General features: G+C 57.8%; 16 protein-coding genes. 10 read left to right on the top strand and 6 right to left on the bottom strand.

What is annotated here, in order from left to right:
• Positions 1-132: 132 nt before the first annotated feature.
• The 4 genes from glgB to ACZ5D1_RS06865 all read right to left on the bottom strand — a co-directional run bounded on the left by glgB (position 133) and on the right by ACZ5D1_RS06865 (position 5,009).
• Positions 133-2,049, bottom strand: a complete 1,917-nt coding sequence (gene glgB, locus ACZ5D1_RS06880) for a 1,4-alpha-glucan branching protein GlgB (protein ID WP_027181185.1) — start codon at positions 2,047-2,049, stop codon at positions 133-135.
• 1 nt (position 2,050) lies between these two features.
• Positions 2,051-3,514, bottom strand: a complete 1,464-nt coding sequence (gene glgA, locus ACZ5D1_RS06875) for a glycogen synthase GlgA (RefSeq protein WP_011368168.1) — start codon at positions 3,512-3,514, stop codon at positions 2,051-2,053.
• Between the two features lie 23 nt (positions 3,515-3,537).
• Positions 3,538-4,008 (bottom strand): NUDIX domain-containing protein, encoded by a 471-nt coding sequence (locus tag ACZ5D1_RS06870; RefSeq protein ID WP_011368169.1) that lies wholly within the window; start codon positions 4,006-4,008, stop codon positions 3,538-3,540.
• Positions 4,009-4,373: 365 nt separating this feature from the next.
• The gene (locus ACZ5D1_RS06865; RefSeq protein WP_464556346.1) at positions 4,374-5,009 is read right to left on the bottom strand and encodes an L-threonylcarbamoyladenylate synthase; all 636 of its coding nucleotides are present in this window, start codon (positions 5,007-5,009) and stop codon (positions 4,374-4,376) included.
• A gap of 136 nt (positions 5,010-5,145) precedes the next feature.
• Here ACZ5D1_RS06865 and ACZ5D1_RS06860 point away from each other — a divergent pair, with 136 nt between their 5' ends.
• Positions 5,146-5,613 carry a 23S rRNA (pseudouridine(1915)-N(3))-methyltransferase RlmH gene (locus ACZ5D1_RS06860; protein WP_011368171.1) on the top strand — a complete coding sequence of 156 codons (468 nt, stop codon included), beginning with the start codon at positions 5,146-5,148 and terminating at the stop codon, positions 5,611-5,613.
• A 53-nt stretch (positions 5,614-5,666) separates the two neighbouring features.
• Complete coding sequence (locus ACZ5D1_RS06855; protein ID WP_011368172.1) at positions 5,667-5,885, top strand: hypothetical protein; 219 nt, start codon at positions 5,667-5,669, stop codon at positions 5,883-5,885.
• On the opposite strand, the gene ACZ5D1_RS06850 is transcribed toward ACZ5D1_RS06855, so the two are convergent.
• Entirely contained in the window at positions 5,846-6,535 is a 690-nt protein-coding gene (locus ACZ5D1_RS06850) for a 16S rRNA (guanine(527)-N(7))-methyltransferase RsmG (RefSeq protein ID WP_011368173.1), read from the bottom strand. The two genes, ACZ5D1_RS06855 and ACZ5D1_RS06850, sit on opposite strands and share 40 nt — an antisense overlap.
• 217 nt (positions 6,536-6,752) lie before the next feature.
• Here ACZ5D1_RS06850 and ACZ5D1_RS06845 point away from each other — a divergent pair, with 217 nt between their 5' ends.
• From ACZ5D1_RS06845 to ACZ5D1_RS06810, 8 genes are all read left to right on the top strand, one after another.
• Positions 6,753-7,697 (top strand): ACP S-malonyltransferase, encoded by a 945-nt coding sequence (locus ACZ5D1_RS06845; protein ID WP_011368174.1) that lies wholly within the window; start codon positions 6,753-6,755, stop codon positions 7,695-7,697.
• A gap of 152 nt (positions 7,698-7,849) precedes the next feature.
• A complete protein-coding gene (gene argS, locus ACZ5D1_RS06840) occupies positions 7,850-9,505 on the top strand; it encodes an arginine--tRNA ligase (RefSeq protein WP_011368175.1) in 1,656 nt (551 codons plus the stop codon).
• Positions 9,506-9,542: 37 nt separating this feature from the next.
• Positions 9,543-10,241, top strand: a complete 699-nt coding sequence (locus ACZ5D1_RS06835; RefSeq protein ID WP_464556343.1) for an SPOR domain-containing protein — start codon at positions 9,543-9,545, stop codon at positions 10,239-10,241.
• An 88-nt stretch (positions 10,242-10,329) separates the two neighbouring features.
• On the top strand, positions 10,330-11,139 hold the full coding sequence (locus tag ACZ5D1_RS06830) for an MlaE family ABC transporter permease (protein ID WP_464556341.1): 810 nt from the start codon (positions 10,330-10,332) through the stop codon (positions 11,137-11,139).
• 12 nt (positions 11,140-11,151) lie between these two features.
• Positions 11,152-11,973 carry an ABC transporter ATP-binding protein gene (locus ACZ5D1_RS06825; RefSeq protein WP_464556339.1) on the top strand — a complete coding sequence of 274 codons (822 nt, stop codon included), beginning with the start codon at positions 11,152-11,154 and terminating at the stop codon, positions 11,971-11,973.
• Positions 11,974-12,005: 32 nt separating this feature from the next.
• Positions 12,006-12,452 carry an outer membrane lipid asymmetry maintenance protein MlaD gene (mlaD, locus tag ACZ5D1_RS06820; protein WP_011368179.1) on the top strand — a complete coding sequence of 149 codons (447 nt, stop codon included), beginning with the start codon at positions 12,006-12,008 and terminating at the stop codon, positions 12,450-12,452.
• A gap of 1 nt (position 12,453) precedes the next feature.
• On the top strand, positions 12,454-13,101 hold the full coding sequence (locus ACZ5D1_RS06815) for a Tgt2/MlaC family protein (RefSeq protein ID WP_027181189.1): 648 nt from the start codon (positions 12,454-12,456) through the stop codon (positions 13,099-13,101).
• Between the two features lie 34 nt (positions 13,102-13,135).
• Positions 13,136-13,984: an MlaA family lipoprotein gene (locus ACZ5D1_RS06810; RefSeq protein ID WP_011368181.1), complete on the top strand. Its 849-nt coding sequence runs from the start codon at positions 13,136-13,138 to the stop codon at positions 13,982-13,984.
• Positions 13,985-14,789: 805 nt separating this feature from the next.
• Here the strand turns inward: ACZ5D1_RS06810 and ACZ5D1_RS06805 are convergent.
• Positions 14,790-15,107 (bottom strand): cupin domain-containing protein, encoded by a 318-nt coding sequence (locus ACZ5D1_RS06805; protein WP_011368182.1) that lies wholly within the window; start codon positions 15,105-15,107, stop codon positions 14,790-14,792.
• Between the last annotated feature and the right edge of the window lie 106 nt (positions 15,108-15,213).

The following is a 15,213-nucleotide window of genomic DNA, read 5'->3' as shown; positions in this document are numbered from 1 at the left end:
GCCGGCGGACAAAACACACACATAAATACCCTCTGCCTGACTGCAGGAGCCGAGGCTCCGGCACTGACAACCGAAAGCCTCTGCGCCGGTCGTATCCGGCCATGCCCTGACTGCATTCCTTTACCGGCAGAATCACACAGGTTTTAACGCCACGGCCGCCAGCGGAGGCAGAGTCAGCTCCATAAAATGCCCGCCGTGCCAGTTGTCGGTGCAGGCTACCGCACCGCCCCCGTTGCCCACGTTGCTGCCGCCGTAGTAACCGCTGTCCGTATTCAGCACTTCCTGCCATTCTCCGGCTCTGGGGCATGGAACACGGTACCAGCGACGGACTACCGGCGTAAAATTGAACACCCACATCACAGGCGGACTATCTTCCGCAAAACGGGCAAAACTGATGACGGAGCATCCGTAATCGCTGAAATCGAGCCAGCGGAACCCCGACCAGTCGTGGTCGTGGCGGTGCATGGCCGGTTCCTGTGCATATATGCCGTTAAGGTCGCGCACCAGATTGCGTATGCCTTCGTGGGCAGGAAATTCACGCAGGCACCAGTCCGGTTCACGGCTTTCGCTCCACTCGTTCCACTGACCTATCTCACCGCCCATAAACAGCAGTTTTTTACCCGGATGCGCCCACATGTATGCGTACATCAACCGCAAATTGGCCTGCTGCTGCCACATGTCGCCGGGCATTTTAGAAAGCAGCGCCCCTTTGCCGTGCACAACTTCATCATGCGAAAGCGGCAGGACAAAGTTTTCGGAAAAAGCATACAGCATGGAAAATGTCAGGCTGCTGTGCTGATATGCCCTGAACACAGGGTCCTGCCGCATATAATTCAGCGTATCGTGCATCCAGCCCATGTTCCATTTAAACGTGAACCCCAGCCCCCCCGTGTACAACGGCCGCGACACCCCGGGCCATGAGGTGGATTCTTCCGCTATCATCATCACACCGGGGTACTGCTCGTGCACCACTCTGTTCAGTTCGCGCAGAAAATCAATGGCTTCCAGATTTTCATTGCCGCCGTGCACATTGGGCAGCCACTCCCCTTCCTTGCGGGAATAGTCAAGATACAGCATGGATGCCACTGCATCTATGCGCAAACCGTCCACGTGAAATTCCTTGAACCAGTAGAGCGCGTTGGCAAACAGAAAGTTGCGCACCTCATGCCGCCCGTAATTGAACACATAGGTACCCCAGTCCGGATGCTCGCCGAGACGCGGGTCCAGATGCTCGTACAGGGCTGTGCCGTCAAACCGCCCCAGACTCCAGTCATCCTTGGGAAAATGCGCGGGCACCCAGTCCAGAATCACCCCTATGCCCTGCTGGTGGCAAAGGTCTACAAACCGTCTCAAATCATCGGGCGTTCCAAAGCGCGAAGTGGGCGCATAGTAGGCGCCGGTCTGGTATCCCCACGACTGGTCCAGCGGATGCTCAGCCACGGGCATAAGCTCGATATGAGTAAAGCCTGCGTCGCGGACATAGGGTATCAGTGTACCGGCCAGTTCATCCCAGTTTACAAAAGGATGCCCTTCACCATGGCGGCGCATCCACGAACCGGCATGGAGTTCATATATGCTGACCGGCTGCTGCAAAGGCGGACCGGCTTCACGTCTACGCTGCATCCATGCAGCGTCGTTCCACGCATAGCTGTCAAGCGACCAAGTAAATGACGCCGTGCCGGGCCGCATTTCGCAATACAAGGCATAGGGGTCTGTTTTCAAACGCACAGTGCCGTCGGCACCCTGCACGGCAAACTTGTACAGCCGCCCGTGTTCCATGCCGGCGACAAATCCGGCCCAGATGCCGGATGTTCCGACAGGAAACAAAGGAAAATCGCCGGAACGCCAGTCATTGAACGGCCCAACCAGACTTACCGCATGCGCATTGGGCGCCCATACCGCAAACCGGTATCCGGTTTCACCGTCCTGAGCATGGGCATGCGCGCCCAGCACTCTGTATATATCCCAATGCTCTCCGCGACCGAAAAGATACACGTCAAACGGTTCCAGACTGCACGGCACGGTTCCGGACTCGACAGGTGTTGCCACGTCATTCTCCCGCGGGGACAAACCCCAGCTGCTGATAAATGTCCAGATACTGCACTGCGGCTTTTTCCCATGTGAATGAAACTTCCATGGCTCTTCTGACCATACCCGCCCATGCGGTGTGATCATTCTCCCACAGGTTGACTGCCTGCATGATGGCATTCAGAAAACCCGCCGGGCTGACATCGTCGAAAGTGAATCCGGTGGCATCGGGAGCAGGCCAGGGCGTGATGGTATCACGCAGCCCCCCCAGCGAAGACGCCACCGGCGGCGTGCCGAAACGCAATGCGTATATCTGTGTCAGGCCGCACGGCTCGTACCGCGATGGCATCAGAAAGATATCCGCTCCGGCCTGTATGCGGTGGGCCAGGTCTTCTGTGTATTCAACGCGCGCGCACAGCCTGCCTTTGTATTCTTCCATCAGGTGCAGCACCTGCGCTTCATATTCCAGACTGCCCTCACCCAGAATAACAACGCCCACCTGCCGCTCCATCAACTGCGCAATATTGTCTATCAGCAGGTCAATGCCTTTCTGGTCCCTCAGGCGCCCGATGAAACCCAGTACCGGACGCTCCATCAGGGAACTGTCCAGCCCCAGTTCATCCAGCAGGGCGCGTTTGCAGCGCTGTTTGCCCGCAAGTCTGTCCGGACTATAGGTACAGGGCAAAAAACGGTCGTCCTCCGGCTTCCAGATGTCGTAGTCAGCCCCGTTCAGAATTCCGTGCAGGGCATGCGTACGCCTGCGCAGAATTCCTTCCAGACCGCACCCGAATTCCGGTGTGGTAATCTCCCGCGCATAGCTGGGACTGACAGTGGTCACTTTGTCGGCATAGGCAATGCCGCCCTTGAGCAGGTTGAAATCGCCGTAGAATTCCACACCGTCCATGGACCATGCCTGCGGCGGCAGCCCGCAGTTTTCGAACAGGCGCGAAGAAAAGCGCCCCTGAAAGGCCAGGTTGTGAATGGTCATGACAGTGCGCGTGTCTTCCCAGAAGGAATCATACCGGCGCCAGTGATACAATAAGGCAGGAAGCAGCGCCGTCTGCCAGTCATGGGCATGCACCACGGCCGGAGCTTCGCCGAGACGACGGCACATGGACGCCGCGGCGCGGCAGAAAAAAACAAACCGCTCGCAGTTGTCAAAATAGTCGCCCTTGTAGTCGTTGTAATAAAAACGCCTGTCAAAATATTCGCCGCGGCTGATGAAATAGACGGGCATGCCGTGAAAGTCGGCTTCGTACACGTCTGCGGTAATGGGGCCCCATGGGTACCCGACAGGAATATCGCTCATGGTCAGGTGAATGCCGTATTCCGCAGTCTTCAGACGCCCGTAAAAGGGCGTGACCACGGCGGTGCGCACCCCCATGCGGTGCAGGGTCAGCGGCAGGGCACCCAGAACATCGCCCAGTCCGCCGCTTTTAGAAAAAGGGTACATCTCGGAAGTGGCAAAAAGGACCAACGGTTGCATCCGCCGCATCCCTCCTTCGGATATTATCCGCACTTTCTGTCCGCAGGCTGTGCATACCTTGCGGAAAAATCAGCAATTATTACGGCATGGTCAAAAGCAATATTCCGGGGCAGAGCGTCCAGAGGAAAAAAAACGGCCTCGGCGGCATCATCACCCGCGGCCAGAGCATCCGCATCCAATGCAGCACCGCAGAATACCACACTCATGGTGTGCTGTCTCGGGTCACGGTCAGGTGCGGAATATACCCCGAGCAAACCTGTCAGCTCCACGTCCAGCCCTGTTTCTTCCTTCATTTCCCGCACGGCAGCGTGTTCCACTGTTTCACCGTAGTCCACAAAACCGCCGGGCAGCGCCCAGCCAAGCGGAGGATTAGTCCGCCGCACAAGCACAATGCCCCGTTCCGGTTCGTACACCACCACATCCACCGTGGGCACCGGATTTCTGTATACGGTAACAGGCGCTCCGCATGCGGGGCAGGGGATGGTACGGGTCATGCTGCTGTCCTCCACAGGTTCCGTTCAACGACCTCATGCGGCACGGCGATACTATCAATACCGTATCGCAGAGGTTCCTTTCGCAGTACATCGAAAACGCGGGCAACGCCACCCTGCGCGCGACTGAAGCAGAAAAAAACACAGACGGCAGGCCCCAATGAAAAACGGTCTGCCGACCGATTCGACAGACCGCTATTCGCAAAACAAGGAAGGTACACTCCACATAGCATCAAGCGTGCCATTTACGTAACACGCTGAAACCATGGATATGACGCATGAAAGCCCCCCAAAAAACCACGCAGAGTGTACAAAGATTTTAACCCGCACGCCCGTATGCCACGACCGGTAAAAGTTGTTGAACGCCGTCAGACCACAACGCTGATACCCGCTGCCTGCAGAGCATCTTCCGTCACAACCCCGGGGCGCACTATCCGCACATGGGCGGGGCCGGCAACTTCCACAAGAGTGGAAGGTTTGCCCCCTGCGGGAGCCGGCGGCATATCAACCACGGCCGCCACCTGTCCGACCAGTTCAGGGTCAAGACCGGACGCAGCGGTCACTGCCTGCCTGCCGCTGATGTTGGCACTGGTTGAAACCAGCGCGCCTCCGCATGCGGTGCACAGAGCGGCAGCCGCAGGATGGGGAGTAACCCGCACCGCCACCCTGCCGGTTTCACCGGTCAGAATGGCAGGTATTCTGTCTGACGCGGTTACCAGCACCGAAAGCGGCCCCGGCCAGAAAAGTTCTGCCAGACGTGTAACAAGCGGCGAAGACACGGCGGTAACCAGCCCCAGCTGACCGGCACTGCCGATGATCACCGGCAAAGGCATGCCCGAAGGACGGCGCTTGATGCGGTACACCGCATCCACGGCGCGCACGTCTGTGGCCAGACACCCCACGGCAAAAAACGTCTCGGTGGGGTACACCACCACTTTACCTTCCTGCAGCAGAACTGCCGCCTCGTTCACGTCCGTCACGGGGATGTTCTGTTGCGTCATCATGCAACCTCCGTTAATTCAATCACCTGCAACCAGTTATGCCCGCCACCGGTGAACGGCTTGAGGCTTTCGGTCTTGCAGTATACAAAGCGCCCATGCGCATTAACAACACAGCATCATATTTCTGCCGGAGCGGCATATGAGAAGCATACGCATCATAGCCGTGGGCAGGTTGAAAACAGCACACTGGAAGACGGCTGCGGAACACTATCTTACCCGTCTTACCAGAGCATTCAAGGTTGAAGAAACTATTATCAAGGACGGAAACGCCGCCCTGCCGCCGCTGGAGCGTAACGCGCAGGAAGGCGCACGCATTGTTGCGGCGCTGACGCCCGCCGATCTGGCTGTCTGCATGGATGAAACCGGCAGGCAGTTCACTTCGCAGCAGTTTTCGGCCTTTCTGACTCCCATGTGGGAAAACGCCAACCTGCGCCCGTGCTTTATCATCGGAGGAGCCTACGGCCTTTCGGATGAAGTACGCGGCAAAGCGCGGCACACCATGGCCCTTTCCGCCATGACCTTTCCGCACGAGATGGCGCGCGTGGTGCTGTACGAACAGCTGTACAGGGCAGACGCCATACTGCGGGGCACTCCCTACCATCACTAGCTGCGCAGGGCGGCGCCGCCGCACCGGCCAACCGCAACCGCAAAGGATCAACCATGCTTGAATTCAGCTATCTGGAAAAACTGGAAGAATACATGAAGTCCGGCAGAATGGCCGAAGACTTCGAATACTCCCCCGAAGAACGCCGGTATGAAATCCTCGAATTTCTGGAGCGTTTCATGGATGTGGCGGAACTTGCCGACAAAACCGCCACCAAGCTGATCTTCAAAAATTCTCAGCTGGGCGCTTTTTTTGAAGATAACGCCCAGAAATAACGGGCAGAGCCTTCCACTTCGTAGACATACTGCGCGGTCAGGTCCCAGCCGGACGGCAGGGGCCTGCCGTGTGCGGCATCGGGGCGGTCATGGTCCGGTGCAGGCTCGTTGGCAAGCACAATGACATGCCCGCCCTGACGGATCCGGCCCTCAAGCAGTGAAAGCAGCTCCGGCCACGGCATGAACGCCCTGCTGACCAGCATGTCAGCCGGTGCCCTGTCCGCCATGAAATCCTCCACACGGGCGCGGTGCACAAAGGTTCCTGACAACGGGTGTCTGGCCAGTACCATCTGCATGAACATGGTGCGTTTTTCGCGCACGTCCACCATATGGTACTCCCCGTGCTGCCAGACCATGCGCAGCGGAATGCCCGGCAGACCGGCCCCCGCCCCGAAATCCCATATCTGCGGGCCGCACTGGGGCACTGCATCGCGCAGAAATCTGTCAAGATGCAGACTGTCCACTATCAGAGTCCGCACCATGGGCTGCCATGTGCGCGGCCCCACCAGATTCATCACCGCGCTCCATTTCTGCAGCATGTTAAGATAAACTGTCAGTCCGGTAACGGCGGCGGGCGGCAACCGGAAGCCCAGTTCGCAACACAGGGCTTCCACCTGAGGTTCTTCAGCGGGTTTTGCGGGTCTGGCCATATAGCACAATCCTCATGTTCTCATTGAATAGCGGCATAAAACCGTGCGCACACCTACCCCAGCACGGGCCGGCAATCAACCCCGCACTTGCCAGCGCCGCCGTCTTGCACTATGCAGCGTACCACATACTGTTCCACCCCGCTGCCCTGTCTGCATCAGACATGCGGCAGAGGAACCGCATACGGCGGCGGGTACGGAAACCGAGGAGTGAAGCGATATGACAACAGCGAAAACAGCGATACTGTTTCCCGGACAGGGCGCCCAGCAGACCGGCATGGGCCGCGATGTGGCCGAGGCCGACAAAGACGTGATGGATCTCTGGAAAAAAGCCGAATCCATCAGCGGGCTGCCCCTGCGTGAAATATACTGGGACGGCGACGCACAGGCAATGGCCGACACCCGCAATCTGCAGCCCGCCCTGACGGTGGTCAACATTTCCCTGTGGATGCAGGTGGCGGGGCGCATGCAGCCTGCCGCCGCGGCAGGACACAGCCTGGGCGAATACGCGGCTGTTGCGGCCTCCGGCGCTCTTTCCGCCGCGGACACCATAGAACTGGTTTCCCTGCGGGGGCGCCTGATGGCCGAAGCGGACCCCGAAGGCCGAGGCACCATGGCGGCCGTGCTCAAACTGCCGCTGACCGACGTGGAAAGCGTGGTGCGCGAAACAGCCGAAGCCACTGGCGAAATGATTCTGATTGCCAACTACAACACCCCTGCCCAGTTTGTGCTGAGCGGCACCGCTGCCGCCATAGCCGACGCTGCCGCGCGGGTGAAGGAACGACGCGGACGAGCCATGCCGCTGGCTGTCAGCGGCGCCTTTCACAGCCCCATGATGCAGCAAGCCGCAGACGAGCTGGCCCGTGTCATGGACAAACGCCACTGGAATAACATGAAGTTTCCCGTATACTGCAACGCCACCGGACTGCCCGTGCAAAACGGCGACAGCCTGCGGTCGGTGATGAAAGGCCAGATGGCCGGCAGCGTGCGCTGGATAGAAACCATCGGCAATCAGTGGAACGACGGCGTACGCCGCTGGGTGGAACTGGGCCCCAAAAACATACTGGGCAAAATGCTGCAGCCCATTCTGACGCAGTGCGGCGCCGCCGACGGCGAGTGGTCAACCAGCACGGCTTCGACCCGGGAAGAAACCGGCACCCTGTAAAACAGCGGCCCCTTTTCAGCTGTGCCGAAAAAAGGTATAGCAACTGAGAAAGGAAGACGGAGGCGACCCAGTGCGGTCGCCTTTCCACGTCCAGACAACCGACGGAATCCGCCTCTTGCAGGCACATCATACTTAACAACAACGGTGGTACAATGCGCGCAAAAAACCATCTGCAGACGGCACTGAAAGCCGTCGTGGCCGATCTGGAACTCCCGTGGCCCGATAAAGTTTCCATCGAGCCGCCCAAGGACAAAAAATTCGGCGATCTTGCCGCCAATATCGCACTGGTGCTGGCCAAGCCGGCGGCGATGCCCCCCCGCGAGCTTGCAGCACGCATCACGGAACGCCTGCAACAGAAATATCCCGAAATATCGGGAGTGGAGATAGCAGGTCCGGGGTTCATCAACGTGACCTATGCGCCTGACTTCTGGCACAGGACAGTGCACATGGTGGAACAGGCAGGCGGACGTTTCGGCAGTGTGAACGTGGGCAACGGGCGCAAAGTGCAGATCGAATATGTTTCCGCAAACCCCACAGGTCCTCTGCACATCGGCCACGGCCGCGGAGCCGCCATAGGCGACAGTCTGGCGCGCATGATGCGCTTTGCCGGTTTTGAAACCAGCACCGAATACTACATCAACGATGCAGGACGCCAGATGCTGCTGCTGGGGGCCTCTGTCTACTACCGGGCAAAGCAGATCAAAGGTCTGGATGTGGCGGAACCGGAAGAATATTACCGCGGTGACTACATACGCGACATTGCGTCGGAAGTGCTCGGCTTTACTCCCGACCTGCTGGAAAAACCCGAAGAAGAAGCGCTTGCCGTCTGCCAGAAATACGCCGTCGACACCATAATGGCCGGTATCCGGCAGGATCTTGCCGACTTTTCCGTCAGCCACGATGTCTGGTTTTCCGAAAAATCGCTGGTGGAAACAGGTGCCGTGGACAAGACATTCGACAGGCTGCGCCGGTCCGGTCTTGCCTATGAAGAAGACGGAGCCCTGTGGTTCCGGACCACTGATTTCGGCGATGACAAAAACCGAGTCCTGAAGAAATCCAACGGCTATCTGACGTACTTTGCGTCCGACATCGCCTACCACGACAACAAATATGACCGCGGATTCGACCTGTGCGTCGACATATGGGGCGCCGACCACCACGGCTATGTTCCGCGCATGCGCGCCGCCGTACAGGCGCTGGGCAAACCGGCAGACAGCTTCGATGTCATTCTGGTGCAGCTTGTCAACCTGCTGCGCAACGGTGAACAGGTGGCCATGTCCACCCGCGCCGGTGAGTTCGAAACCCTTGCCGATGTGGTCAAGGAAGTGGGCGCCGATGCCGCGCGCTTCATGTTTCTGTCGCGCAAAAGCGACAGCTCGCTGGACTTTGACCTTGAACTGGTCAAACAGCGCTCCATGGACAACCCCGTGTACTACGTCCAGTATGCGCACGCCCGCATATGTTCCGTGCTGCGCAAAGCCGCAGAAAGGGGCACCACGCCTGAGACGCATTCGGACGAAGAACTGCTGAAGCCCCTCGTGCATGCCGACGAAATCGACATGCTGCGTCTGGTCGACCGGTTCGAAGATACGGTGGAGGCTGCCGCAACCAGTCTGAGCGTGCACCATATCAGCTACTATCTGCAGGAGCTTGCAAGCGCGCTGCACCGCTTTTACGCCAACCATCCGGTGCTCAACGCTCCGGATGAACAGATTCTCAAAGCACGGCTTGCTCTGCTGCGTGCTGTGGCACAGGTTCTGCGCAACGGGCTGGACCTGCTTGGTGTCAGCGCGCCCGAGGCAATGTAGCCGCTACCGGCATTATCCGTAACCTTCAGGCATCCGCATGAGCTTCAGCATCCGCAGTGAAAAAGGGTCCGCCGGCGCACGCCGGTTCATTATAGAAATGACCGCAGGCAAATTTGCGCTTGTCTGTTTTCTGCTGCTGTTCGGCTTCAGCTGGATGTTCACTTTCGGCGTCATGCTCGGGCGCGGGTTCAACCCCGAAGAATCCGTGCCCGCGCTGGCGCGTGTCATGCCTTCGCCGGATACGGCCGATGTATTGCCCGCCACACTGGATAACGAAGATGATGCAGATAAGGATGCGGCGGACAACGGCATTATAAAAACAGAAGAGCTGAACCTTCTGCGCTCGTTACGCAGCAGGGACGAGCACCAGCCGGCGCAGCGGCGGACGCCTCCGCGTCCTGCGGCGCCGGAACAGGCTTCCGCTGCGCCTGTGGCACCCCGGAAGGTACCGGCTACCGCCGTACGCAGCGTACCGCCGGACAGCATCCGCTACCGGTATCTGTATCAGGTGGCATCGCTGCAGGACGCTGCGGCGGCGCACCGTTTTGCCGAACATCTGCAGGAGTCGGGCATCAGCGCCGGTGTGGAGCGCGTAAACACCAGCAAAGGGGTCTGGCACAGAATTAATGTGACACTGAGCGGCACCACTGAAGAAGCTCAGGCACTCAGACGCAGACTGGCCACTCTGGGTATCAGGCAACCTCTTTTGAAAGAACAGGAAACCATTTCTGATTAACAAGCAATCTGAACCCGTTATCAGGTTGACGTAAGAGCGCACTTACATGTAGTTCTATCAACTCCATCTTTCAGTGAGCGAGAGACATATGCAAACAGGCACTTCTGCATCAGGACTGACCGCCCCCTTACAACAGCTCGGGCGCAATACTCTCCGGTTTATCGGAGAGCTTGGCGCGGTGCTGCTTTTTCTTGATGCAGTCCGTCATATATTCATAGCTTCCCGCCTGTTCCGCAAGGTTGTCCAGCAGGTGTATTTCATCGGCTCCAAGTCGCTGTTTGTCATTGCCCTTATCGGCATTTTCACCGGCATGGTTCTGGGGCTGCAGGGCTACTACACTCTGGTCAAATTCGGCTCTGAAGGCTTGCTGGGGGCGGCTGTGGCGCTTACGCTCATCCGTGAACTGGGGCCGGTGCTTACGGCAATCATGGTCACAGGTCGCGCAGGTTCTGCCATGGCGGCCGAAATCGGCGTCATGCGCATATCCGACCAGATAGATGCGCTGGAGGTCATGGACGTCCCGCCCATGGGATACCTTGTCACTCCGCGGCTTCTCGCCTCACTCATCGTGTTTCCCATGCTTACGGCGCTGTTCAACACCATAGGCATCATAGGCGGATATCTGACCGGCGTTGTGCTGCTGGGCATCAACTCCGGTGTCTACTTTTACCGCATAGACAGCAGTGTGGGCTGGTCAGATGTGAGCGGCGGCTTTTTAAAAACCATGGTTTTCGCGGTGATAGTGTCCATTATAAGCTGTTATCAGGGCTATTTCACGCATATGCGTAAAGACGGCATGGGGCCGGAGGGCGTCAGCAACTCCACCACATCGGCCGTGGTGATGTCCTGTGTGCTCGTTCTGGTTTCAGACTATGTCCTGACCTCATTCCTGCTGTAGGATATGCATACCATGAAACAGACACAGAGATGGGACATCGGTCTGCACGACCTGACGCTGGGCTACGGGGACTCCATGGTGCTCGACAAGCTGAACGCCACCCTGCCAGCCGGAAAGATATCCGTCATACTGGGGGGTTCCGGCTGCGGCAAATCGACATTGCTGCGACACATTCTGGGCCTGAACAAACCCAAGAAAGGCAATGTGCTGCTGGGCGGCAAAGACCTGTTCAGCCTGAGCGGCAAAGAGTTCCGCAGACTGCGCAGACGCATGGGCGTGCTTTTTCAGGACGGTGCCCTGCTGGGGTCACTGACTCTGGGCGACAATGTGGCGCTGCCGCTTGCAGAGCACACAGCGCTGGACAAGGACACCATAAACACCATTGTCCGGCACAAACTTTCACTGGTCGGGCTGGCTGACTTTGCCCATTATTACCCCAGCCAGCTTTCAGGCGGCATGCGCAAACGTGCAGGTCTGGCGCGGGCCATAGTAATGGATCCGCCCATATTGCTGTGCGACGAGCCCACTTCGGGGCTGGACCCGATCAATGCCGCGCAGATGGACGCCCTGTTGCTGGAAATGAAAAAACGCTTTCCCGACATGACAATTGTCGTGGTAAGCCATGATCTGCAAAGTCTCGACTCCATTGCCGACTATGTGCTTGTACTCAACGAAAAACACGCTGTGTACGAAGGCGACCTGCAGACATTACGCCAGAGCGAAGACCCTTTTCTCCGGCAGTTTCTTGACCGGAAGGCCGGAGCGCCGCAAAGCGTTGACGCTCCTCTGGGCGAAACAGTACGTAAAGCGCTGGCCGACTGGCTGGACAGCTAACCGCAACCTTTTGTGAAGCGCACGGGAAAAGTATGAACAAGTACACAAAAGAAACCTCCGTCGGCATTTTTGTGCTCATCGGCCTTCTGTGCCTCGGGTACGTCACCGTCAAGCTGGGAAAAATGGAAGTATTTTCCAGTGAAGGATATACCGTTCAGGCCCGCTTCACGTCCGTGACCGGTCTGCGGGTAGGAGCCGACGTTGAAATTTCCGGCGTGCCTGTCGGCAAGGTCAGCGGCATCAATCTTGACCAGATGGACAACGTGGCGGTGGTCAGTCTGAGGCTGCGCCCCGATGTTGAATTATCGGAAGACACCATCGCATCCGTCAAGACCAGCGGACTTATCGGCGACAAGTATGTAAAGCTGTCACCCGGCGGTGCCATGGACCTGCTGAAAGAGGGTGACGAGATACTGGAAACCGAATCGGCTCTGGATATTGAAGAATTAATCAGCAAATACGTGTTCGGAAAGGTGTAACATGCTTGCAATGCGTTCCGTTTTCACCAGAAGCCTTCTGGCGTTTGTTTTCTGTACCGGGCTGCTTTGCACCGCCCCGCAGGCGCAGGCGGCAGACCCCGGCGAAGAAGCGCGGGAAGCTCTCAGACACAACGTTGACGGTATCATAACGTTGCTGTCCTCGGCGGAGTTCAAAGACCCGCAGACCAGGCCTCAAGTTCGCGGCGAAATTGAGGCGCTTATCCGCCAGAGCTTTGATTATGAAGAATTCGCCATGCGGACCGTCGGACCGCGCTGGCGGTCTTTCAATGACGACCAGCGTCACCGCTTTGCAGAAGCCTTCGCCGCACTGCTCCGGTCGTCATACATGGATCAGCTGGAAAGCTACAACGGCGAGAAGGTGGAATATGCGGACGAAAGGGCTTCTTCTGACGGAAGCCGCGTAGAGGTGCAGACATTCATTGTACAGCCCGATAAAAAAATTCCCGTGGCATACCGCATGTTGCATAAAGACCGCTGGGTAGTATACGATGTTCTTGTGGAAGGCATCAGTCTGGTAAAAAACTACCGGACACAGTTTCAGGAACTGCTGCGCAAGGAATCTCCTGACGAACTTATAACGCGTATCATTGCCAAGGCCGAAGAAGTCGGCAGGGCAAACGGCAACTGATACTGCGTCACCAGAAACGAGCAAAGAGGCATATATGAAAAGGGGAGTTTTTACCGGTCTTGCAGCAATAATGCTGCTTGCCGCGGTCTGCACGGCACAGGCGGCACCGGTATCACAGGGGGAACTGGTGACGCCTGAGCGCCTTGAAAAAGCGCAGATGGCTCCCGATGCCCGGGATGCGGCTCTTGCACAGCAAGAAGAAGAATTTCTGCTTGTTCTCAACAGAGACAATATCGACCCTGAATTCGAAGACTACGGAACAGAGACATCTTCTGTTCATGTGGCCGACCCCATTGAAGGCTGGAACCGTTTCTGGTTCGGCTTCAATGACTGGTTCTATAATAATCTCGCCGATCCGGTCTGGCGCGGGTACGCTTATGTCACCCCCAGCGAACTGAGAACCGGTGCCGACAACTTTTTCCGCAACCTCGCCTACCCTGTCCGGTTCATCAACTGCATCCTGCAGGGCAAATTTGTGGCTGCCGGAGTGGAAACATCGCGATTCATTGTCGACAGCACCATCGGCGTGGGCGGTCTCATGCAGCCCTCACGCGCCAAGAAGCCCCTTGTGGAACCCGACAGAGAAGACTTCGGGCAAACCTTGGGATATTGGGGAGTCGGTGAAGGTTTCTACATCGTATGGCCATTTCTGGGACCATCGACGCTGCGAGACAGTGGCGGTCTGGTGGCCGATGCCGTCACTCACCCGCTGTACTATGTTACGCCCATGTGGCACGGATTTGCTCTGGCAGGGTACGATCAGCTGAACAAGTTCGGCGGCGTATATGACAACTACATGGCCATCAAGGCACCTGCGCTGGAACCCTACACCGCCATACGCGATGCATATATCCAGACGCGGCGAAGCCGCATTGCGCGGTAAAAAACAGCATCACAGGGGCGCTCAGGCGCCCCTTTTTCATGACCTGTTTTTTTTCCGGCCGCGCAACGCGGGCTTGTCCGAATGCGCCGTAAACCTGTCTGCCCTGCTGTCCCTACCGTACCCGTACCTGAAAAAACGCTCCGCAGCCGGACAACCGGCTGCGGGGCAATACAAAAAATCGCAGGGGCACTGCCCCTGCGAACCTGCCCTGCGCTTTTCTCTTCCCCGCCGGTGCACACGGCCTCAATGTAAAATTTTCCTGCACACTTCCGGTCCCGTATTGTCCCGCAAACAGAGAGAACGCGAGGCACATCTGTCAGGCCCTGCCGGCAAGCTGCCCCGCACCGCCCCCGCGCGCACCCGCTGCTGCCGGAACATCACAAATATTTCGTTTCCGCAGCCGGTCCACAGCGCACGGGCACACAGGGATTACCGGTCCGGACACTACCGCAAACGTACTTGCTGCTGTGGTGTTTTCTTCTCGCCCGATGTCCGGTGCTGCGGCGTGTTGCGGCAAAAAGCCATGCGGTCAGAGCCATAACGCCATGAAAAGCACACCCAAGCCCTGCCTGGCACAGAACACCTCCTGTGCCGGAATTGCGCAAAAAACAGACCGGCAGATCAAAGACATAACAATGCGGGCTGACCGCAGTCAGCCCGCCAATACGCGTCCTGGGCCATCCATTATCTGATGCAGGCGGCCGCGCACCTGTCTGCAGGCGGAATGAACAACGCACCAAACGGCTGCCCCGTCATAAGACACCTGCATCACCGGTGCCCCCGCTATTCCGGTTGCCCTTTCCCGCTAGATGGGCGGGGCAATAGTTACAAGCACCTTCATGTCCGTGACAGCGCGCACGCCGTGCGGAGTACTTATAGGTGCCACCAGCACCGCTCCGCGTGGTGCGGGAATCACTGCATCGCCGTCGCCCACAAACTCGCCTTCACCTTCAAGGACCACGATATTCAGTTCGCCCTCGATATTATGGCTGTGCACGGGCAGTTCCTGTCCGGCCTTGAACGTAAAGCTGACTATCTTGAAATTTTCCGACTCGTGGACCAGTTCCATGACAAACCGCTGATCGTCAAAGCGGACAGCTTCAAGCAGATTGTGACTCTTCATATGTGCCTCCATGGCTCTGCCGGCTCCGGCAGCTGGCAGAATGTCCTGCTGCAGCAGACCGGCATCTGTCTGTACCTGAACAATAGTCCCTGCCGCTGAAGACCGG

This window comes from Oleidesulfovibrio vietnamensis, from assembly GCF_055388115.1.
This window is presented reverse-complemented; position numbering and strand designations above follow the sequence as displayed.